Source organism: Levilactobacillus muriae (genome assembly GCF_045862015.1).
GTDB lineage: Bacteria > Bacillota > Bacilli > Lactobacillales > Lactobacillaceae > Levilactobacillus > Levilactobacillus muriae.
Genome location: NZ_BAAFRU010000004.1, coordinates 64,799 through 86,122 on the forward strand (window position 1 = coordinate 64,799; position 21,324 = coordinate 86,122).

The 21,324-nt window shown below is 48.3% G+C and carries 18 protein-coding genes; 16 read left to right on the top strand and 2 right to left on the bottom strand.

Annotation, left to right across the window (positions count from 1 at the left end; genetic code table 11):
* Window positions 1-298: 298 nt before the first annotated feature.
* Complete coding sequence (recQ, locus tag ACKTSF_RS03495) at window positions 299-2,080, top strand: DNA helicase RecQ (RefSeq protein WP_407886696.1); 1,782 nt, start codon at window positions 299-301, stop codon at window positions 2,078-2,080.
* A gap of 118 nt (window positions 2,081-2,198) precedes the next feature.
* Here recQ and ACKTSF_RS03500 read toward each other — a convergent pair whose 3' ends face one another.
* Complete coding sequence (locus ACKTSF_RS03500) at window positions 2,199-2,366, bottom strand: hypothetical protein (protein ID WP_407886698.1); 168 nt, start codon at window positions 2,364-2,366, stop codon at window positions 2,199-2,201.
* Between the two features lie 521 nt (window positions 2,367-2,887).
* On the opposite strand from ACKTSF_RS03500, the gene ACKTSF_RS03505 reads away from it, so the two are divergent.
* The 9 genes from ACKTSF_RS03505 to ACKTSF_RS03545 all read left to right on the top strand — a co-directional run bounded on the left by ACKTSF_RS03505 (window position 2,888) and on the right by ACKTSF_RS03545 (window position 15,800).
* Window positions 2,888-5,131, top strand: a complete 2,244-nt coding sequence (locus ACKTSF_RS03505; protein WP_407886699.1) for an ATP-binding cassette domain-containing protein — start codon at window positions 2,888-2,890, stop codon at window positions 5,129-5,131.
* A 175-nt stretch (window positions 5,132-5,306) separates the two neighbouring features.
* The gene (locus tag ACKTSF_RS03510) at window positions 5,307-5,897 is read left to right on the top strand and encodes a sugar O-acetyltransferase (protein WP_407886701.1); all 591 of its coding nucleotides are present in this window, start codon (window positions 5,307-5,309) and stop codon (window positions 5,895-5,897) included.
* A 189-nt stretch (window positions 5,898-6,086) separates the two neighbouring features.
* Window positions 6,087-7,187: a GntR family transcriptional regulator gene (locus tag ACKTSF_RS03515; RefSeq protein ID WP_407886702.1), complete on the top strand. Its 1,101-nt coding sequence runs from the start codon at window positions 6,087-6,089 to the stop codon at window positions 7,185-7,187.
* A gap of 624 nt (window positions 7,188-7,811) precedes the next feature.
* The gene (locus ACKTSF_RS03520; protein ID WP_407886704.1) at window positions 7,812-9,215 is read left to right on the top strand and encodes a sugar porter family MFS transporter; all 1,404 of its coding nucleotides are present in this window, start codon (window positions 7,812-7,814) and stop codon (window positions 9,213-9,215) included.
* 35 nt (window positions 9,216-9,250) lie between these two features.
* Window positions 9,251-10,852, top strand: coding sequence for a xylulokinase (locus ACKTSF_RS03525; RefSeq protein ID WP_407886706.1), 1,602 nt, complete (start codon window positions 9,251-9,253; stop codon window positions 10,850-10,852).
* 17 nt (window positions 10,853-10,869) lie between these two features.
* Entirely contained in the window at window positions 10,870-11,598 is a 729-nt protein-coding gene (locus ACKTSF_RS03530; protein WP_407886708.1) for an L-ribulose-5-phosphate 4-epimerase, read from the top strand.
* Between the two features lie 57 nt (window positions 11,599-11,655).
* Window positions 11,656-13,080 carry an L-arabinose isomerase gene (gene araA, locus ACKTSF_RS03535; protein ID WP_407886710.1) on the top strand — a complete coding sequence of 475 codons (1,425 nt, stop codon included), beginning with the start codon at window positions 11,656-11,658 and terminating at the stop codon, window positions 13,078-13,080.
* Window positions 13,081-13,412: 332 nt separating this feature from the next.
* A complete protein-coding gene (locus ACKTSF_RS03540) occupies window positions 13,413-13,976 on the top strand; it encodes a sugar O-acetyltransferase (protein WP_407886712.1) in 564 nt (187 codons plus the stop codon).
* Window positions 13,977-14,390: 414 nt separating this feature from the next.
* Window positions 14,391-15,800, top strand: coding sequence for a sugar porter family MFS transporter (locus ACKTSF_RS03545; protein ID WP_407886714.1), 1,410 nt, complete (start codon window positions 14,391-14,393; stop codon window positions 15,798-15,800).
* 131 nt (window positions 15,801-15,931) lie between these two features.
* Here the strand turns inward: ACKTSF_RS03545 and ACKTSF_RS03550 are convergent, their stop codons facing one another.
* The gene (locus ACKTSF_RS03550; RefSeq protein WP_407886716.1) at window positions 15,932-16,126 is read right to left on the bottom strand and encodes a hypothetical protein; all 195 of its coding nucleotides are present in this window, start codon (window positions 16,124-16,126) and stop codon (window positions 15,932-15,934) included.
* 212 nt (window positions 16,127-16,338) lie between these two features.
* Between ACKTSF_RS03550 and ACKTSF_RS03555 the strand changes: the two genes are divergently transcribed.
* The 6 genes from ACKTSF_RS03555 (at window position 16,339) to ACKTSF_RS03580 (ending at window position 21,261) form a co-directional block, all read left to right on the top strand.
* Window positions 16,339-16,656: a biotin/lipoyl attachment domain-containing protein gene (locus tag ACKTSF_RS03555; RefSeq protein WP_407886718.1), complete on the top strand. Its 318-nt coding sequence runs from the start codon at window positions 16,339-16,341 to the stop codon at window positions 16,654-16,656.
* Window positions 16,657-16,671: 15 nt separating this feature from the next.
* Window positions 16,672-17,571 carry an RluA family pseudouridine synthase gene (locus tag ACKTSF_RS03560; RefSeq protein ID WP_407886720.1) on the top strand — a complete coding sequence of 300 codons (900 nt, stop codon included), beginning with the start codon at window positions 16,672-16,674 and terminating at the stop codon, window positions 17,569-17,571.
* A complete protein-coding gene (locus ACKTSF_RS03565) occupies window positions 17,561-18,337 on the top strand; it encodes a DUF1003 domain-containing protein (protein ID WP_407886722.1) in 777 nt (258 codons plus the stop codon). The genes ACKTSF_RS03560 and ACKTSF_RS03565 overlap by 11 nt, the downstream gene beginning before the upstream one ends.
* A 271-nt stretch (window positions 18,338-18,608) precedes the next feature.
* The gene (locus ACKTSF_RS03570) at window positions 18,609-19,175 is read left to right on the top strand and encodes a GNAT family N-acetyltransferase (RefSeq protein ID WP_407886724.1); all 567 of its coding nucleotides are present in this window, start codon (window positions 18,609-18,611) and stop codon (window positions 19,173-19,175) included.
* Between the two features lie 182 nt (window positions 19,176-19,357).
* Complete coding sequence (locus ACKTSF_RS03575) at window positions 19,358-19,768, top strand: hypothetical protein (RefSeq protein WP_407886726.1); 411 nt, start codon at window positions 19,358-19,360, stop codon at window positions 19,766-19,768.
* Between the two features lie 221 nt (window positions 19,769-19,989).
* On the top strand, window positions 19,990-21,261 hold the full coding sequence (locus ACKTSF_RS03580) for a uracil-xanthine permease family protein (protein ID WP_407886728.1): 1,272 nt from the start codon (window positions 19,990-19,992) through the stop codon (window positions 21,259-21,261).
* Window positions 21,262-21,324: the final 63 nt, after the last annotated feature.

Sequence of the window (21,324 nt, forward strand, 5' to 3'; positions counted from 1 at the left end):
TCACTCCTTTCTAATTAACTACGTAGAAAGTCCTTCATTATTTTTTTGAAATGAATTATTTTAGACTGAAGATTGAAAGTCCAAGTACATCTAGAAAGAACCAGCTATATTTTCGACTGGTCCATATTGGTTCCTTCAACATTGATTGTATGCGATGTAATTTACGATAAGTAAGTACGGGTTGCCCGTTAACTATTTCAGAATGATTTACGAAAAAAGTTGTTCGGCTATCCGTTCGGTTGTATCGGGTCGCGTTTGCCAGTAGAATAGAAGCATTGAGAAGAAGGAGTAAGCATTGATGGACTTAGCGGCAGCGCAACACATTTTAAAAACAACGTTCGGGTACGATGACTTTCGGCCCGGACAGCAGGCAATCATCGCACACGTCATGGCGGGGGAGAATAGTCTGGCTATCATGCCAACGGGCGGTGGCAAGTCCCTGTGTTACCAAATCCCCGCGTTGATGTTCGATGGGATTACGGTTGTGGTGTCGCCTCTGATTTCCTTAATGAAGGATCAGGTCGATGCGTTAAATGACAGTGGGGTCCCCGCAACGTTTATCAACAGTTCAGTGGACTGGCCAGATATTCAAGAACGCCTGGCGGGACTGCATAATGGCGACTATAAATTACTTTATGTGGCGCCTGAACGGTTGGATTCGGCAGCATTCCTGCAGGCACTGGGACAATTGCCGGTGGATCTCTTGGCGGTCGATGAAGCGCACTGCATTTCACAGTGGGGCCACGACTTTCGACCGAGTTACTTGGCATTGAGCACGGCAATTGAACAACTACCGACGCAGCCGCAAGTATTAGCACTGACAGCGACGGCTACCGAACAAGTGGCCGCCGACATTTGTCAGCAGTTACGGATTGACCCACAGAATGAGGTCAACACTGGATTTGCCCGCGATAATCTGGACCTAACAGTGGTTAAGGATCAGGATACCGACCGGTTTATTTTAGACTATTTGCAGGTCAATCAAGGTGAAACGGGGATCATCTATGCCAGTACGCGCAAGGAAGTCACACGGTTAACAACCCTGTTGACACGGCACCACGTCAAGGCGGCGGCCTACCACGCGGGACTGAGTGATGATGAACGGCGCACGAATCAGGAGGACTTTCTGTACGATCGCATCCAGGTGATGGTTGCGACCAACGCCTTTGGAATGGGAATTGATAAGAGTAACGTGCGCTTTGTGATTCACGCGCAGGTTCCTGGAACGCTGGAGGCCTATTACCAAGAGGCTGGGCGGGCCGGTCGGGATGGCTTGCCGAGTGAAGCTATCTTGTTGTACCGTGCTCAGGATCTTCAGATTCAACATTTCTTCATTGATCAGTCGGAACGTGATGAAAGTAATAAGCAACGGGAATACCAGAAGCTGCAGGTGATGAGTCAATACGCGAACACGCAGGGGTGCTTGCAGCAGTTCATCCTGGCCTACTTTGGGGAGGACTCCGAGCCATGTGGGCGTTGCAGTAACTGTCGTGATGATCGTGAAGCTCAAGATATTACGGTGTCGGCGCAAAAGGTCTTGTCCTGTGTTGTTCGGCTACGGTCACGGTTTGGCAAGGGAATTGTGGCGCAGGTCCTGACGGGTGCGCATAACCAACGTGTGCGAGACAACCATTTGGAAGACATATCGACCTATGGCATCATGAATGGTCAACGGCAGAAGAGCGTCGGTGAACTGATCGACTTTCTGACCGCAGCGGGCTATTTACAAAGTGTCGGCGGCCAGTATCCGACGTTAGCAATCACGCAAGAGGGTGTAGGCGTCCTCAAGGGGGAGACCCAAGTCTTCCGGAAGATGGCGCGCAAGGCCAAGCGACTGGCGCCGGTCGATGATGAACTTTTCGGCAAATTGCGAGAATTACGGCATCAGTTGGCAGAAGACCAGCACGTGCCACCGTTTGTCATCTTTTCGGATCGGTCACTCCATGGCATGTGCGAGGTACTCCCCCAGGACGACGAGGCCTTCTTGTCGGTCAAGGGTGTAGGTCAAAGCAAGTTAGAAAAGTACGGCGAAGCTTTTATGGCTATTATTCGCGAAGATCAGGCAGCGGCTAACGCATAGCAAACTGAACTGGATGCCTGTGGGTAAATAGTTTTTGAAGAGTTTAGCCGATGCAGGTCATAGTCCATGACAATGGCTGAAAGTTGAAGGTTGAAATGTTGGCTACATACCAGCCGGCTTACCGTTCACCAAATTTAGGCTGGAACGCTGTGGGTAGGACGCCGTCAGCCTGAGAAGCGGTCTGCCAGCTCGCTTTGAACCGCCCAACCCGCGTTTCAAAGTCGCCATTTTCCAAGCTAACCCACTTGGAAAATCCCACGGCTGAGCCTAAATTTGGCTCACTCACGCCTACGTAGACGGTGATCGACTATCGTGGACTAACGTTGCCAGTCCGGCAATTGTCACGACAATATCAGGTTAAAGAGTAAATCATAACCGGAGGCAGTCAGAGATGCAGGCCGCAGGCGGTCTGAGAAGCAGCCGGAATTTCTGGCAGCCGCAGGTGGTAATTTTCAACTAATTTTATGGATTAAATATCTATTAGCTGAACCTTTCTAGGCGCTTTGGAACTTTCAATCTTCAGACAATAATTAGATGATTTTGAAGTGACGCGATGAACGCCACTTTTTTTCACCATTTTTTAGAATGGGATTCCGATAATTAGGTTGAAACTTTGGTGATATGTCATGTGACGGTAAATGTTGGTCGGAGATTAGTTTGGCTGGCGGAATCCTTGGCAGCCGGAAACGATAAATTCCAGCAAGTGTTTACCTGAAATTTGTGAGTCTACATGCTTGGGTCGTTCAGGGGACTATGGTAATCTTGAAGGCGCTGTATTGCTCAAGTCTAGCAGAGGAGGGTTCTGCCATGTCTGATCCAGATTTTATTGAAATTGTGAATGACCGTGAGAATAACCTGAAAAACATCAGCCTCAAGATCCCTAAGAATCGCTTGACCGTTTTTACGGGGGTCTCCGGTTCCGGCAAGTCCTCCATCGTCTTTGATACGATTGCACAGGAGGCCGGGCGACAGTTGAATAGTACATATGATAGTTTTACGCGAACCTTCCTGCCGAATTATCGCCGACCGGATGTTGACGAGGTGCGGAACCTCTCGACGGCCATCGTGATTGACCAGAAACCCTTGGGCGGTAATGCGCGGTCGACTTTAGGTACCGTCAGTGACATTAGCCCACTGCTGCGAATCCTCTTTTCCCGGTTCGGCACACCACACTATGGCACGGCAAGCAACGCCTTTTCCTTCAATGATCCGGCCGGCATGTGCCCGACCTGTGAGGGGATTGGGAAGACCTACGTGGTCAAACGGGAGGCAATTCTAAATCCAGAGAAGTCGCTCAACGACGGGGCCATCCTGTTACCCGGTTATGGGCCGCAGACCTTCCTGTTTCAAACGTTGGTGGCAACCGGCTGGTTTGATCTGGATCAACCGGTGGCGAAGTTTTCATCCGAAAAATTAGCCCAGCTGCTAAACGGGGAGCAACCAGTGCGCGTTACCTACAAGGATTCAGTCTTTGACGTAAAGTTTGAGGGCCTGGAGCGGCTGTTTTATCGACAGAACTTAAAGGTGAGCAAAGGGATCAGTGAGGGTTCCCGGAAGAGAATTGAAAAGTTTGCGACCATGAGTCCTTGTCCAGCTTGTCACGGGACACGCTTCAATGCCGAAGTCATGGCGGTGAAGATTAAGGGTTATAACCTCTATGATCTAACTGCGATGCAACTGACGGGTCTGCGGACGGCACTAGCCGAATTTAGTGATCCACGCATGACGAATCTGATCGACAGCATTCAGGAGCGAGTCGGCGGCTTGATTGACGTGGGCCTCGATTATCTCAGTCTGACGCGGGAAACGACCACGCTGTCTGGTGGGGAATCGCAACGTGTTAAGACGGTCAAGTATCTGGCCAATAGCCTGACGAACTTGTTGTATATCTTGGATGAGCCTAGTACGGGGCTTCATCCTAGAGACGTTCATCGCCTCAATGACCTGTTGATTAAGTTGCGGCAGAAGGGCAACACGGTTCTAGTGGTTGAGCACGACCCGGACGTAATCGCAGTGGCCGATTATGTAGTCGATGTTGGTCCCCATGCCGGTATTCACGGTGGGCAGATTACCTTTACTGGTACGTATTCAGAGCTACTGAAATCTGAGACGTTAACGGCGAAATATCTGAACCGGCATTTGGCCATCAAGGGGACACCACGATTACCACAGAAATTCATCACGAGTGAACCGAGCCGCCGGCACAACTTAAAGGATGCCGCATTGAAAATTCCAGCTGGGTTATTCACCGTGGTGACCGGGGTGGCGGGTTCCGGCAAGAGTACCTTGGTCGAGCAGGTTTTTGCCAAGGAACACCCCGAGGCCATTCGAATTGACCAACGGGCGCTTCACGCTAATAGTCGGTCTAATCCAGCCACCTATATGGGGGTTCTCAACGACATTCGCAAGTTACTGGCGGCAGAGAACGGCGTCAGTGAGAGCCTGTTTAGCGCTAACTCAAAGGGAGCGTGCCCGCAATGTGGCGGAAAGGGTGTCGTGGAGCTGAATTTATCCTTCATGGAAAATGCGACGGTAGCGTGTTCGCTGTGTCATGGTGGGCGCTTCGATCCTCAAGTACTGACATACCAGTTTAAGAATAAGAATATTGTCGAGATTATGGCGATGACCATCGAAGAAGCGACGACTTTCTTTGACGGAACGAAGGTTGTTGGCAAGCTCAAGAGCTTACTGACCGTTGGGCTATCATACTTGGCATTGGGCCAGCCGCTGAGTACACTGTCCGGTGGTGAGGGCCAGCGATTGAAGATTGCCAAGGAATTACAGAAACGTGGAAATATTTATATCCTTGATGAACCGACGACCGGGTTGCACCCTTCGGACATTGCAACAATCGTCCAAATCATCAATGATTTAGTGGACAAAGGAAATACAGTGATTGTGATTGAACATAACCTGGACGTTATGCGCAGTGCTGATTGGCTGATTGATATTGGTCCGGATGGCGGTGCCAATGGTGGTGAGGTCCCATATGCCGGACCAGTAGCTGGCGTGCGGGATATCCGCCGTTCAGTCACGGGGCAGTACCTTTAAAAATAAATCAAATAAATTTAAGTGGTCAGTCCGTCCCGGGCTGGTCACTTTTTTTAGCGGATTATTTATCCGGATGAATATAAAAGCACTCCATATTGGCAGATAAATGTATTGTAATCGCTTACACGGTGTGCTATTATTATTCTCATAAATTACTGTGAAGGACTGACCACTGATGGCAAAGACAGAATTTCAAAAAATGATGGATGAAGAGCTCTACGACGTCAACGATGAAAAACTGGTTGCGGATCGTTTTGCCGCGCGAGACTTATATGAAGAGTTAAATACAATTCCCTTCCGTGAGAAGGATCGGATGACGGCGCTGGTCACAAAATTATTCGGATCAGTTGGCAAGAATGTTGAGATTCGTCCTCGATTTTCCTGCGATTATGGGTACAACATTCACGTGGGCGATAATTTCTTCGCAAACTTCGACTGTATTCTGTTGGATACTTGTGAGATCAATATTGGCAATAACGTGTTATTGGCGCCAAAAGCACAAATTTATACGGCCGGTCACCCATATAACTTGGCCGCACGGACATCCTGGCTGGGCTACGGCAAACCCGTGACTATCGGCAATAACTGCTGGATTGGTGGGGATGCTGTGATTGTCCCAGGTGTAACGATTGGGAATAACGTCATCGTCGGTGGTGGGGCAGTTGTCACCAAGTCGTTTGGAGACAATGTTGTTATTGCTGGGAATCCGGCCCGTATCGTCAAGCATCTCGATGCTGAAGGTAACGTCATTCCAGAGAAAAAATAGATTTATCCGCATAAAAACGGGTTAAAGTTGGCGGTTTGACGTGAAATTTGCTATGCTAGTGTTAATCAAATAAATTGCGAACAAATTTGGACCCATTGATAGGGAGCCGGTGGCGTTTGCGCAACCTTGCCAAAACGTTACCATGGGCGTGCATCGTCCGGCATGGATACGAACTATGGGAGAGTAATTATGGAAAACAAATACCAAAGAGTCAAGGACTCTCTGAAGGAAGCAATTCTTTCCGGGAAGTATCCGATTGATGAAAAATTACCAACTGAGACAGAACTGATGGAGCAGTTTAAGGTTTCCCGGTACACGATTCGGCGTGCCGTGGGGGATTTGGAGACCGAACATTTCATCTACCGGATTCAAGGCGGTGGCATGTTCGTTCAGGACTGGCACAAGGACTGGACGACCGAAAACGATAGTAAGATGATCGGGGTTATTACCACACATATCGCCGACTACATCTTCCCACGGATCATCTATGGCTTAGATGAAGTGATTTCCGATAGTGGGTATTCAATGCTACTAGGAAATACGCGAAATAACCATGACCGTGAGCGCAAGCATCTGATCAACATGCTCAATAGCAAGGTCGCCGGGTTGATTATTGAACCGACCCAGAGTGCTTTGCCCAATCCCAATATGGATTTATACCAAGAAATTAAGGATGACCAGATTCCGGTGCTGTTTATTAACGCGGCTTATCCTCAGTTGGACTTTCCGTACGTCAATACGGCGGACGCCAAGACTGAGAAGAAGCTCGTGGAATATTTGTTAGGCATGGGTCACGAAAGCATCCTCGGTATCTTCCAGGTTGATGATATCCAAGGCGTTAACCGGATGAATGGGTTCGTTCAGGCCTACCAAGAGCATCCAGATATTTCCTATAAGAGCAATCTGATTATGTATCAGTCTGGCGATGATTTTGAACGGATCACGAGTCGAGTGGCCTCCTATATCGATAGTTCAGATCGGCCGACCGCGATTGCCTGTTATAATGATCAATTGGCTATTCCCGTGATGTCTTACGTGAAATCACGCGGACTGCGGGTGCCGCAAGACATTTCAATCGTCGGTTTTGATAACTATCAAATGTCACAGTACATGAGCCCCGGACTGACCACGCTCAATCACGTGAAGGACGTTATGGGGGAAGATGCAGGCCGGATGATGCTCCAGCTGTTGAACAAGCAACCTGTGCAGTCAATCACCTACGAACCCGACTTAATTGTGCGACAGTCTACAGCTGCCCCTAAGCACGTGGGGATAGATAGGTTAGGATGAATTTTGGACCAACCTCAATTATCAGCGGTGTTACAACTGAAAACAGATAACTTTGCAGGCTTGCGGATAACTTCCGTAAGCCTTTTTTTGTCGTTCGGCTGTCAAACACTGTGGTTGTCCGTGGGGGTCACCGACTAACTGAAGAGGAGGGAACACCCAACCGCGGGGGGAGAGACAATCGCCCGATAACTAACCAACCAACTAAATCGGTCGGAAATAGCCGAGAAAAACTTATCCGATTAAAAAAATAGTTGCCAATAAACCGGTCCGTACCGCGAATTGATTGAAAGGGTTCGATTAGAGTAAAAGGCTTAACTTATCACGATTCGGAAACGCTTTCAAAAAAATAAAATCAAGCAAACCCGTGTGATAGCAAGGGTTTTCACGAGATATTAATCCGCATATAAAAAATAAGTGTTGATTTATGCGTATAAATATAATACACTAAGTTTGTTCAGAAATGAAAACGCTTCACAAAGTTAACCTGAATTTTCGGACTGGCCGGCCGGTCCAGAAGGGTGATTAACGTCAGGTGGAGCGGATTCATTTCTATCAATAGTTAAGCGGGAAAAGCCATTATTTAGTTTTTATCTTTGACCCCTTTAAACTTAGGAGGAACGAAATTTGGAAGCGAAAGCGGAAAAGAAAGTTTCAAGTAAATTCATATTCTTCTTTGGATCGTTCGGTGGAATTCTGTTCGGTTACGATATCGGTGTTATGACCGGTGCCTTACCATTCCTGAAAACCGACTGGGCGTTGACCAACGCCTCATTGATCGGTTGGGTTACTTCATCAGTTATGTTCGGTGCCATCTTCGGTGCCGCCATTGCCGGTCAAATGGCCGATAAGTTAGGCCGTCGGCGGATGATCTTATTATCATCCTTAATCTTCGCTCTTGGGTCAATCCTTTGTGGATTTGCTCCTAACGGTGGGACTTACTACTTAATCGGGATGCGGATCTTCTTGGGGTTAGCCGTTGGTGCTGCCTCAGCCTTGGTCCCAGCCTACATGTCAGAAATGGCACCAGCGCGTTTGCGTGGTAACCTTTCTGGGATGAACCAGACCATGATTGTTTCTGGGATGTTAATTTCCTACATTGTCGACTTTATCTTAAAAGACTTACCTGGCAACCTGTCATGGCGTTTAATGTTAGGCTTGGCTTCAGTGCCTGCATTCATCCTCTTCTTCGGGGTTCTGAAATTACCAGAATCACCTCGTTTCTTAATCAAGACGGGTAAACTCGACGAAGCACGTACGGTTCTCTCATATGTACGTAAGCCAGAAGATATTGAACCAGAAGTTGAATCCATTCAAAAGACTGCTGAAACTGAACAAAGTAACTTACAAAAGACATCATGGGCTACCTTGTTTAACGGTAAGTATCGTTACTTAGTTATCGCCGGTGTTGGGGTTGCTACTTTCCAACAATTCCAAGGTGCCAACGCGATCTTCTACTACATTCCACTGATTGTTGAAAAAGCTACTGGTAACGCCGCAAGTTCTGCATTGATGTGGCCAATTATCCAAGGTGTTCTGTTAGTTCTTGGTTCATTACTCTACATCGTTATTGCTGAAAAGTTCAATCGTCGGACGTTGTTGACTATGGGTGGTTCCGTAATGGCTCTGTCATTCCTGTTACCAGCTATCATCAACAAGTTAGTTCCTAACGCAAGTCCAATGATGATCGTTGTCTTCTTGTCAATCTACGTTGCATTCTACTCATTCACTTGGGCACCACTTACCTGGGTCCTCGTTGGTGAAATCTTCCCATTAGCTGTTCGGGGCCGTGCATCTGGTTTAGCTTCATCCTTTAACTGGATCGGTTCATGGGCTGTTGGTTTGATCTTCCCTATTCTGACTGCTGCAATGTCACAAGAAGCTGTGTTCGCTATCTTCGGTGTTATCTGTGTCTTCGGTGTTCTGTTCATTCGTTTCTGTGTCCCAGAAACTCGTGGTCACTCACTTGAAGAAATCGAAGCACGTGGGACTAACCACGGTAAGAACAAAGAAACTGCTAACAACAACTAGAATTCTCGATTTAAGATTATTGGGAGGTAAGTTAAATGAACTTAGTTGAAACGACTCGCGCTATCGAAGCCGGTGAGGTTTCCTTAGGGATTGAGTTAGGTTCAACCCGGATTAAAGCGGTATTGGTCACTGATGACTTCAATACCATCGCCTCAGGCAGTTATGTTTGGGAAAACCGCTTTGAAAACGGCGTCTGGACATACCCAATCGACGAAGTTTGGACTGGAATTCAACAAAGCTACACGCAAATGGCTGCTGATGTACAAAGCAAGTACCACAGTGCTTTGACTAAGATCAGTGCCGTTGGGGTCAGTGCCATGATGCATGGTTACTTGGCCTTCGATAAGAGTGGCAAATTGTTGGTACCATTCCGGACTTGGCGGAACAACATCACGGAACAATCCGCTGATGAATTGACCAAGTTGTTCGATTTCAACATTCCACAACGTTGGAGTATCGCACATCTGTACCAAGCTATCCTGAATGGTGAAGACCACGTTCGTAACGTGAACTTCATTACCAGTTTAGCCGGCTACGTAACTTGGAAATTATCTGGCGAAAAGGTCTTGGGTGTTGGGGATGCTTCTGGTGTCTTCCCAATCGATGACAAGACGGGTACTTACGACAAGAAGATGCTGGACAAGTTCAGCAACCTTGACAACGTTAAGCAATACCCTTGGGACATCGAAGACATCTTACCTGATATCTTACCAGCTGGTAAGGTTGCCGGTCATTTGACCGCTGAAGGGGCTAGCCTCCTAGATGCTAATGGCAACTTGGAAGCCGGTAGTGTGATGGCACCACCTGAAGGGGATGCTGGTACCGGGATGGTTGGTACGAACAGTGTGCGGAAGCGGACTGGGAATATCTCCGTTGGGACGTCATCCTTCTCCATGAACGTCTTGGACAAGCCACTGACTAAGGTCTATCGCGATATTGATATTGTGATGACGCCAGATGGTTCACCAGTTGCCATGGTCCACATTAACAACTGTTCTTCAGATATTAATGCTTGGGCTAGTGTCTTCAATGAATTTGCTGCCCGTTTGGGTGTTGAATTGAAGCCAGACCGTCTGTACGAAACGCTCTTCTTAGAAGCAGCTAAGGCAGACCCAGATGCTGGTGGATTGGTTAACTACAGCTATCAATCTGGTGAAAACATCACCAAGATCAAGGCTGGTCGTCCATTATTCGTCCGGACACCAAACAGCAAGTTTAGCTTACCTAACTTCATGCAAACGCAGTTATACGCTGCCTTTGCACCACTGAAGATTGGGATGGACATCTTGATTAATCAAGAACATGTTCATACTGATGTGATGATTGCCCAAGGTGGCTTGTTCCGGACACCTGTTATTGGTCAACAAGTATTGGCCAATGCGTTGAACGTACCAATCACTGTAATGAGTACTGCCGGCGAAGGTGGTCCATGGGGGATGGCGGTCTTAGCTGTTTACGCTAAGCGCGATACCGATGCCTCACTGGAAGACTTCTTGGATCAAGAAGTCTTCACGAACCCAGAATCCATGACTTTGAGTCCAGAACCTGAAGGGGTTGCTGGATACCAGAAGTTCATCGAAAAGTATCAAGGTGGCTTGCCGGTGGAAGCTGCCGCTGGCGATGCAATTAGCGACTAAGAGAGGAAGTTAATTGAATGTTAGAGGAATTAAAGCAAGAGGTTTATGACGCCAACATGCAACTGCCAAAGCTTGGCCTGGTTACCTTTACTTGGGGTAATGTTTCCGGAATTGACCGGGAAAAGGGTCTGTTCGTCATCAAGCCTTCTGGGGTTGATTACGACAAGCTAAAGCCTAGCGATTTGGTCGTCGTAAACTTGCAAGGTGAAGTTGTTGAAGGGGAAATGAACCCATCCAGCGACACACCAACGCATACGGTACTTTACAACGCATTTCCAAACATTGGTGGGATTGTGCATACGCACTCTCCATGGGCCGTATCCTTTGCTGGCGCCAACTTAGACGTTCCAGCAATGAACACGACACACGCCGACACGTTCTACGGTGATGTTCCAGCGGCCGATGCTTTGACCAAGGAAGAAATCGAAGAAGATTACGAAGGCAATACGGGTAAAACCATTGTCAAGACCTTCAAGGAACGTGGTTTGGATTACGAAGCTATTCCAGCCGCTCTGGTTAGTCAACATGGTCCGTTCGCTTGGGGTCCTACTCCAGCCAAGGCCGTGTACAACTCCAAAGTTTTGGAAGTGGTTGCTGAAGAAGATTATCACTCCATGCAATTAACCCATAAGAACCTGGAATTGCCACAATATCTGTTGGATAAGCACTATTACCGTAAGCACGGTAAGAACGCTTATTATGGGCAAAACAATGCCAAGTCGCAGAGTCATGCGGCGCGTGAATAATTCGGTATCAATTGTGTCATGAATAACAATCAATTATCTAGAAGGAGTGCGTAAATTATGTTATCAGTTCCTGAATATGAATTTTGGTTTGTTACCGGTAGTCAACATCTCTATGGTGAAGAACAATTAAAGTCTGTCGGCAAGGATGCCCAAGACATCGCTGACAAGTTAAACGCCAGCGGCAAGTTACCTTACAAGGTTGTCTTCAAGGATGTTATGACGACTGCTGAAAGTATCACTAACTTCATGAAGGAAGTTAACTACAACGATAAAGTTGCCGGGGTTATTACCTGGATGCACACGTTCTCTCCAGCTAAAAACTGGATCCGTGGGACTGAATTGTTACAAAAGCCATTACTTCACTTGGCTACGCAATACTTGAACAACATCCCATACGCTGACATTGACTTTGATTACATGAACTTGAACCAAAGTGCGCATGGTGACCGTGAATATGCTTACATCAATGCTCGTTTACAAAAGAACAACAAGATCGTCTACGGTTACTGGGGCGATGCAGAAGTCCAAGACAAGATCGCTTCTTGGGAAGATGTTGCTGTTGCTTACAACGAAAGCTTCAAGGTTAAGGTTGCTCGTTTCGGAGACACCATGCGTAACGTTGCCGTTACTGAAGGTGACAAAGTACAAGCACAAATCCAAATGGGCTGGACTGTTGACTACTACGGTATCGGCGACTTAGTTGAAGAAATCAACAAGGTTAAGGATGCTGACATCGACAAGGAATACGCTGACTTGGAAAGCAAGTACACCATGGTTCAAGGTGACAACGATGCTGACAAGTACACCAAGTCCGTACGTACCCAATTGAAGCAATACATCGGGATCAAGAGTTTCTTGGAAAAGGGTGGTTACACTGCCTTCACCACGAACTTCGAAGACCTCTGGGGTATGGACCAACTTCCTGGTTTAGCCGCACAATTGTTAATCCGTGACGGTTATGGCTTCGGTGCCGAAGGTGACTGGAAGACCGCTGCTCTTGGCCGTGTTATGAAGATCATGTCACACGGTAAGAAGACGGCCTTCATGGAAGACTACACACTTGACTTACGTAAGGGCCACGAAGCAATCCTTGGTTCTCACATGCTGGAAGTTGACCCAACTATCGCTTCCGACAAGCCTCGTGTTGAAGTTCACCCATTGGATATCGGTGGTAAGGCTGACCCTGCACGTCTTGTCTTCACTGGTTCAGAAGGTGACGCCATTGACGTTACTGTCTCTGACTTCCGTGATGGCTTCAAGATGATCAGTTACGCCGTAGCTGCTCACAAGCCAGAAGCTGAAACGCCTAAGTTGCCAGTTGCTAAGCAACTCTGGACGCCAAAGGTTGGCCTTGAAAAGGGTGCCTTAGCTTGGATGCAAGCCGGTGGTGGTCACCACACCATGCTCTCATTTGCTCTGACTGAAGAACAAATGGAAGACTTCGCTACTATGGTTAACATGAACAAGGCATTCATCAAATAGTCATTAATGGCTGAAAAAATGGTTGGGGTTGCCGAGAGCAGCTCCGGCCATTTTTATTTAACCGGCTGTGAGAGTGCTGACGACAACGTCTGTGACCCGAGTAACGGGTAAATGGTCCGGTGAAATGTGAACAGGACAGTAACCAGATGGCGAGTTGTGACTCTCGGCAACGTCTTGAGACGTTGATTGCGCACTGAGAGGGACGATTTGTCGGAAGATAATTGTGTTGCGGTGCTGGCCCCCAGTTAACTGAAGGCCGGATGTATGAGCAGTTGTAAGGTGTTAGCAGATCAGGTCGTGGTTCCAACAGGATGTGCAAGGAGGAAGAGAATATGGGAAAATCAGAAAAAGAGAAAATGATCACCGGTGAATTGTTCGACGTCTATAATGACGAATTGGTTGCTGAACGGGGCGCTGCTCGCAAACAAGTTGAAGCAATCAATGCGCTAGGCGAAAGTCATCCCGAACAGAGCGAAAAGCTGGTTAAGAAGCTTTTTGGCGCAACGGGTAAGGACGTTAGTGTTCATGCAAGCTTCAAGTGTGATTATGGTTATAACATCTATGTGGGTGAGGATTTCTTCGCCAATTATGATTGTGTGATGCTCGATGTTGCCCCCATTCGAATCGGCAAGCATTGCCTGCTAGGACCCAAGGTACAGATCTATTCCGTGAACCATCCGTCAGATCCAAAGTTGCGACGTAACGGGGCTATGGGTATTGGTAAGCCCGTGACTATGGGTGACGATATCTGGGTCGGTGGTGGTGCCATCATCTGTCCCGGTGTGACATTAGGAAATAATGTGATTGTGGGTGCCGGTAGCGTGGTTACGAAGTCCTTTGGGGACGATGTGGTCATTGCGGGTAATCCAGCACGGGTCGTCAAGCACTTGGATTAGACCGACTATACCAGGTTCAAGGGGCGAAAGATACCTTTGAACGGTAATCGATTATTAGGTGACTCATCAGAACGCTTCCATCCTTATGGGTGAGGGCTTCTGGTGAGTCATTTTTTTGGCGAGAAAAAGTCAATTTTTGAAAAAAACTTTTTGAGCAAGCAGTTGCTTTCATACCGGGATTTGCGAAAGAAAGCGCTTTGAAAAATCATCCGCATAAGGCAAAATTATGTTGATTTATCCGTATAACTGTTTTAAAATACTTGTGTTGCGTTTGTGAAAACGTTTTACCTATCTTCTGGTAAGTACTGGTTTTTCTGACGTTGAAACGATAACTATGATTTATCGGACCAATTCATCCTTAGCCCGATTTGGCACAGAGAGAACACGCAGAGACATTGGGAGGTATTTTTAATAATGAAAGGCAACAAGAAAATTTCAAGCGGTTACATCTATTTTTTCGGCTCCTTTGGGGGCATCTTATTCGGGTATGATATCGGCGTCATGACGGGGGCGTTACCCTTCCTTCAGACGGATTGGAGCCTGTCGAATGCGACCTTAATCGGCTGGATCACCTCGGCTGTTATGTTTGGAGCAATCTTTGGTGGTGCACTATCCGGTCAACTGTCGGATAAACTCGGTCGACGGAAGATGATCCTGCTCTCAGCCTTGATCTTCGCACTGGGCTCCCTGATGTCCGCCATGGTCCCTAACCTCGGCGAATACTACTTAATTGGGGTTCGTATCTTTCTCGGACTGGCTGTAGGGGCCGCTTCAGCTTTGGTGCCGGCTTACATGTCCGAAATGTCTCCGGCACGGTTACGAGGCCGGCTGACTGGAATCAACCAGACCATGATTGTGTCTGGTATGTTGATTTCTTATATCGTTGATTTTCTTTTGAAGGGTCTGCCAGAAGCCTTCGCTTGGCGTCTAATGCTTGGTTCCGCCGCGATTCCCGCAATTATCCTATTCGCTGGGGTTCTCCGGTTACCAGAATCACCACGTTTCTTGATTAAGAATGGGCAATTAGACGCTGCACGGACGGTCTTGAGCTACATTCGTCCAGCTAATGAAATTGAAGACGAGATCACCACGATTCAAAGTACCGCTAAAACTGAAAGTGCTGCCGCTAAGACGACCTCTTGGGCGACTTTATTCTCTGGTAAGTACCGTTACCTGGTGATTGCTGGGGTCGGTGTCGCTGCATTTCAGCAGTTCCAGGGTGCCAATGCCATCTTCTACTACATTCCACTGATCGTGCAACAAGCCACCGGGAGTGCTGCTAGCAATGCTTTGATGTGGCCAATTATTCAAGGTATCATTTTGGTTGTCGGATCCTTAGTCTTCTTGTGGATCGCCGATAAGTTTAACCGGCGGGCACTGTTGACCTTAGGTGGTGCCGTGATGGGGCTGTCCTTCCTGCTGCCAGCCTTCCTGAACGTGACACACCTCAATAGTAACCCGATGTTGATTGTGGTCTTCCTGTCCATTTATGTGGCCTTCTATGCCTTCACGTGGGCACCACTGACCTGGGTTCTTATCGGTGAAGTCTTCCCATTGGCGGTTCGTGGCCGGGCTTCCGGCTTAGCCTCATCCTTTAACTGGATCGGGTCGTTCGCTGTGGGCCTATTGTTCCCAGTCATGACGGCTGCGATGTCCCAGGAAGCAGTCTTTGCCATCTTTGGCGTGATCTGCCTACTGGGTGTCGTCTTCGTCCGGTTCTGTGTTCCTGAAACTAGAGGACGGACGCTGGAAGAAATCGAACAACAGGGGACGCACGCTAAGGAAACTGAAACAATGGCTGCTTCAGAGGATTACATGGAATAAGCCATGATGAATTTGGGCTGTTAGTCGCTCACACTTCCTATTACTATAGTAATTAAGTAATTAAAAAAGTCACAAGTACCTGCGTTTTCGCGCGCGAGTACTTGTGACTTTTTAAAAACCGTGTCTAAATTCTAACTGAAGCAGACCCAACTGCCCATACCTAGTAAGCCAATGCTAATAACCGTAAAGATTACTAGCAAGGCCTTGGTGTCAGCATCAGCCTTGTGGTTTGTTTGTGGAAATAACTTAAAGATGATAAAGACCAGCAGCGCAATTCCCGCTAATAGAATTAGCGTCCCCGTTAAGACATTGTGCGACAATATCATAATATTCTCCCCCTTTAACTGATTTCATTATAACGGCTTCACCAGACTTATGCCAGAAAAGGATGAAATAATTCCCGTCGATTCTCCGCCTATGTTAAAATATACCGTGATTGGAAGAATTTTATCCCGCCTACCGCAGTCGGGTAATCCTGTAAGCTATTAAGCAGTGTCAATTTGTAATCAGAACTAACAGCACATAAGGGGTGACGAGAATGATTGATAATCCAGAAGTCAGTGCCAACGCTTTGTGGTTGACGCCAATGGAGCAAGGCATCGTCCGCATTGGATTCGCCAACGATGGACGAGAACTCTTAGGACCCGTTCAGAAGATTACGTGGCAGGTTACACAGGGACGCGTTCATTTAGGAACGCCATTCCTTATCGTCAGCGGGGCCAGCGAAGAATTAACGCTACACTTCCCGTTTGCTGGACGCATCACTCAAATCAATGAAGACTTAGCCACTCACCCGGAATGGCTGAATAACCGCAACGACGACCTCGATTGGATGGTCGACCTCGCGATTGAGTAGAAGGGGATTTATGGCATGGAATTAACGTGGCAGGTAACAACACCGGTGACGAGTCTAAAGCGGTTCTTGAACCAGCAGGGCGTTAGTCATCGGGTTTTTAGTGACTTGAAGGAGAATGGTACGATTCAGGTTAATGATGTGGTCGTTACCCCCGCAGTGGCCCTGCAGGTGGGGGATGTGGTGGCAGTGACGTTGCCCGCCGAGGGGGATGACCCCGCAGTGGCGACTAGCACGGTACCAATCACCGTTTTATTTGAAAATCGAGACTGGTTGGTGGTCGATAAGCCAGCTGGTCTTAACGTGGTGCCCGGTCCTGCCAATCGAACGGATACCCTGGTCAATCGAATCAAGGGCCACTGGGCACAGACACAGGCGGAGAATCGGGTGCCCCATATTTTAACGCGACTGGATCGCTTCACGAGTGGGGTGGTCTGGGTTGCACGGCACCGTTTGGCAAATAGCTTGGCGAGTCAGTTGCAGGCACAACATCAGGTGGATAAGCGTTATCTGGCAATCGTCAGTGGGCGGTTGTCACAGGACCACGGAATAATTGACGCGCCACTAGCGAGTGATCCGACTGGCTATAACCAGATGGTCTCCCCAGCTGGTAAGCCGGCCCAAACAGAGTACTGGGTCAAGGAACGTTTTGCCCAGGCTACGGTCGTCGAAGTCAAGCTGCATACAGGGCGGACGCATCAGATTCGCGCACACTTTGCCTACTTAGACCATCCCCTGATCGGTGACCACCTCTATGATGGACCTGAAATGGGGGGAATGACGCGGCAGACCCTGCATGCGCATACCCTGAGTTTTGCCGATCCCTTTACTCAAGAAGACCGGTCGTTTATCAGCGAGGTCCCTGCGGATTGGCAGCAGCTCGTTAAGCAACTAAGGAGTGACGCAAATGGCAACTGAACAACTTCACTGTTTGGTCGACGATGAACCCGTGTCTCTGGAAGGCAGTCTGCAGTTGGCGGAATTAGACGCTGGGCTGAGGAATCGAATTAAGCGCGATTACCCGCAAAGTAAGCCGACTGACTATATCTGTGGTCATCACCTGTTAAAGTACCGTCTGGAGCACGTGGATGCCCTGATTAATGCCGACATGAAGCAGACCAAGAAGATCAATCAGAAACTGACGAAGGCCTTGCAGAGCGATGACTACGATATTATCGATGTGAATGATAGTTTGTCGGAGAGCCTGACTTTCGGGCAGAAGGTGTCCGATGACGTCGCTCGCTTCGGCGGTTCCTGGGGGTTTATCTTAGTTTTCATGTTCGTTTTAATTAGCTGGATGATCGTCAATGGTTTGCATCTATTTGGCATCAACTTTGACAACTACCCCTTCATTCTGTTAAATTTAGTGTTAAGTTGCGTGGCGGCGATTCAGGCACCCATCATCATGATGAGCCAGAACCGCTCCGCCGATCGTGATCGAATGATGGCTGAAAATGACTATCACGTGAACTTGAAGTCGGAGCACGAGTTGCGTCTGCTTCACGCCAAGGTCGATCACCTCGCACAGAATCAGGTCCCCCATACGATGGAGATCGCACGTTTCCAACTTGAAATTTTAGGCGAAATCCGCCAAGAACTAGCCGAACTACGGGCGCACGACGCCGGAAGTTCAGATTCGGCAAAACGAAGGGAGTCTCCCCATGAAAACATGGATAACAGCTAGTGCCTTATTTGCCGTTGGGTTAATATTTGGCAAGCGGGCCGCAGATCGTAAAGCAAGTAGTGTTAGACGATTAATTAGTGAGAATTAAGATCACTTGTGAAGGTCCTAGTGACGCCGATTTCGGTGTGCCTGTGGTCCAATTATGCTGCCATCCAAGCATCATGACAGCTACATAAATGGGCGGAACGTCTCCGCTCGGTTTGGCAAAATCTTTGACAAACCCAATATCCTCCGTTAGGCTAGTGAAAGAACTAGAAATGGAGGATTTTTTGTGATAATTCGCGAGGCGCAACCAGCGGACGCTCCTCAGATAGCGCCGTTGATGAACTTGATCTACGATGAGATGGAACTGTCAGATTTGGAAGATGTTCCTGAACCCGATTTACTGAAGGCTATTACAGCGGCGTACCGGACCGAGACATACTTGTCTGGGCCGGCAACTACAGTGGTGGCTGAGGCCGAGGGTGAAGTCGTTGGGATGGCCTTTGGTTATCCCGGAGAACAAGAAGAAGCTGTAGACGATATCTTTACGCAAATCACTGCCAAGAATGCGGCATTTAACGTTCCGTTTGAGACCCAGTCTGAAACGGCTAAGGGTGAGTGGTATTTGGATTCACTGGCCGTATCGCCTGACCATCAAGGGAAGGGCATTGGCCACCAGTTACTGCGAGCGTTGCCCCACTACGCGCGACGGGATAGTCAAGCCATAATCGGTCTGAACGTGGACCTGGAGAATCCAGCAGCCATGCGCCTTTACAAGCGGATGGGGTATGCGGTTTCCGGTAAACAGATGATTGGCGATCACCACTATTATCACATGCAATTAGAGCTTGGGTAGTGTGCCTAAGTTGTAAATTAATTTGAATTTGACGTGAGAGGCCGGGATGATTGTTCTGGCCTCTCTTTTGAAAGCCACATGTCGGCAGAAATGAAATTTTAATTAGCCGTAAATGTTGGTATAATACGGGTTACTGGTAGCACATTTTTAACGTAGCAATGAAATCTAGGAGGAATAATCACATGAAAGATACTATCCACATGGGTGACGATGAATTTGCCCAAATGATGCTGGTCCTCAACGAGCCAGTCACACAGGCCAACCACAAGGAATTTAAGTTTCTTGATGGTACCGAGACTGGTGAAATGCAGGAGATTGCGCCCGATATCTGGGCAATGCCAGCTTACATGCAGGAAGACGATGACTTTACCATGTTCTTCCTGACGACGCAGATCGAATCCGGTGAGACCGTGATGGCGTTCGCGACCGGTGAGACGGCTGACGGCGATTTTCGATTGAGTCAACCCATGGTGACGGGGGCCGGTTTAAACCTGCTGAACGACCAACAACCTAACCGGGCAAAGCGGGTTTTAAAGTTTTTGAATGACATTTCCAAGGCCGACCAAGGTGACTGGCGAATGGTAAACGACTAAACATTTTGATGATTCAGTCCCTGACCCCCTGAGTACAATTTGTCTTGACAAAGGTCCGTCATGAACCGTATACTAGTAAAAATTTAGTTCCTTTAACATCGTCCCGTGAGGCGGTGAAGGGTTCGACTTCCGGCGATAGCTGGGTAAACTGGGCGAGCACGCTTCCTCACGGGACGGGCACGCTTTTTTTTAAACCAATTTTGAACTGGAGGTCATGTGGCATGAAAGAACCATCGCGTTATCGTAATCCGGATGCGTTGATTGATATTTGGGAACGACCGAGTCTGGGACAGTGGTTTGGGTTATCGCTTCAGCATTTATTCTCTATGTTTGGGTCCACCGTCTTAGTACCGATTTTAGTTGGGCTTAACCCCGGGATCGCGCTCTTTAGTTCTGGGGTAGGAACCTTGATGTACATCCTGATTACGCGCGGAAAGATTCCGGCTTACATGGGGTCGAGTTTTTCGTTCATCGTGCCCATGGTGGCACTGATGAAGACCACCGGGTATCCGGGGATTGCGCAGGGGACAATGGCCGTGGGACTGGTCTATCTGATTGTGGCGGTGGTTGTCGCGTTAGCTGGATCTGATTGGATCAATAAGGTTCTGCCGCCCATCGTGGTTGGTCCGATGATCATGGTCATTGGGTTGTCATTAGCTGGTAGTGCCGCTCAGAAGGCGACCGTGGACAGTAATGGTACCTACCACTGGCAATTCTTCCTGGTGGCGATGATCACGTTACTGCTGACGGTGGCATTCAACTTGTACTTAAAGGGTTTTCTCGCGCTGATTCCAATCTTACTGGGGATCGTGGTTGGTTACCTGGTTGGTGCCGTTGCGGGGCTGGTCGACTTCAAACCGGTGCTGGAAGCAGCTTGGTTTCAGCTTCCCAAGTTTGAATTTCCTGGCGTGAGTTATCCGCTGCACTTCTACTGGGGGGCCGTGTTGAGCCTGGCCCCCATCGCATTCGTGACGATGACCGAACATATCGGTCACATCACGGTGTTAAACGAGCTGACCCATCGGAATTTCTTCGAAGATCCCGGGCTTCATCATACGTTAGCCGGGGATGGTTTGGCTTCAATCGTGGCCAGTCTGGTCGGAGGTCCACCAGTGACCTCTTACGGTGAAAACGTGGGTGTGCTGGCTATTACACGGGTCCACAGTGTCTACGTCCTGATTGGTGCAGCGACGTTTGCAGTTATCTTCAGTTTCGTTGGCAAGTTGAGTGCTCTGATTGAAAGTATTCCCAATCCGGTTATCGGGGGAATCAGTTTCCTGCTGTTCGGGGTGATCGCTTCCAGTGGGATGCGAATCCTGATTGAAAAGCACGTTGACTTCAATAAGCGGCGTAACCTGATGATTGCCTCGTCAATCTTGGTTATAGGGATTGGGAACGCCTACCTGAAGCTCGGGCAATACGAATTTTCCGGGTTGGCTGTGGCGGCGGTATTAGGTATTGTGTTGAACCTGATTCTGCCAAAGGACGTCTAATCACTAATTGATAAAATAAAAGCACCGCTGACAACCTTTGCGTCAGCGGTGCTTTATCAATTC

Bases quoted from the DNA above. Each gene is read 5' to 3' on its own strand.
- araA (WP_407886710.1), top strand. From the start codon at position 11,656: ATGTTATCAGTTCCTGAATATGAATTTTGGTTTGTTACCGGTAGTCAA.
- ACKTSF_RS03565 (WP_407886722.1), top strand. From the start codon at position 17,561: ATGGCAACTGAACAACTTCACTGTTTGGTCGACGATGAACCCGTGTCT.
- ACKTSF_RS03505 (WP_407886699.1), top strand. From the start codon at position 2,888: ATGTCTGATCCAGATTTTATTGAAATTGTGAATGACCGTGAGAATAAC.
- ACKTSF_RS03545 (WP_407886714.1), top strand. From the start codon at position 14,391: ATGAAAGGCAACAAGAAAATTTCAAGCGGTTACATCTATTTTTTCGGC.
- ACKTSF_RS03560 (WP_407886720.1), top strand. From the start codon at position 16,672: ATGGAATTAACGTGGCAGGTAACAACACCGGTGACGAGTCTAAAGCGG.
- recQ (WP_407886696.1), top strand. From the start codon at position 299: ATGGACTTAGCGGCAGCGCAACACATTTTAAAAACAACGTTCGGGTAC.
- ACKTSF_RS03575 (WP_407886726.1), top strand. From the start codon at position 19,358: ATGAAAGATACTATCCACATGGGTGACGATGAATTTGCCCAAATGATG.
- ACKTSF_RS03555 (WP_407886718.1), top strand. From the start codon at position 16,339: ATGATTGATAATCCAGAAGTCAGTGCCAACGCTTTGTGGTTGACGCCA.
- ACKTSF_RS03540 (WP_407886712.1), top strand. From the start codon at position 13,413: ATGGGAAAATCAGAAAAAGAGAAAATGATCACCGGTGAATTGTTCGAC.
- ACKTSF_RS03550 (WP_407886716.1), bottom strand. From the start codon at position 16,126: ATGATATTGTCGCACAATGTCTTAACGGGGACGCTAATTCTATTAGCG.
- ACKTSF_RS03510 (WP_407886701.1), top strand. From the start codon at position 5,307: ATGGCAAAGACAGAATTTCAAAAAATGATGGATGAAGAGCTCTACGAC.
- ACKTSF_RS03580 (WP_407886728.1), top strand. From the start codon at position 19,990: ATGAAAGAACCATCGCGTTATCGTAATCCGGATGCGTTGATTGATATT.
- ACKTSF_RS03515 (WP_407886702.1), top strand. From the start codon at position 6,087: ATGGAAAACAAATACCAAAGAGTCAAGGACTCTCTGAAGGAAGCAATT.
- ACKTSF_RS03525 (WP_407886706.1), top strand. From the start codon at position 9,251: ATGAACTTAGTTGAAACGACTCGCGCTATCGAAGCCGGTGAGGTTTCC.
- ACKTSF_RS03530 (WP_407886708.1), top strand. From the start codon at position 10,870: ATGTTAGAGGAATTAAAGCAAGAGGTTTATGACGCCAACATGCAACTG.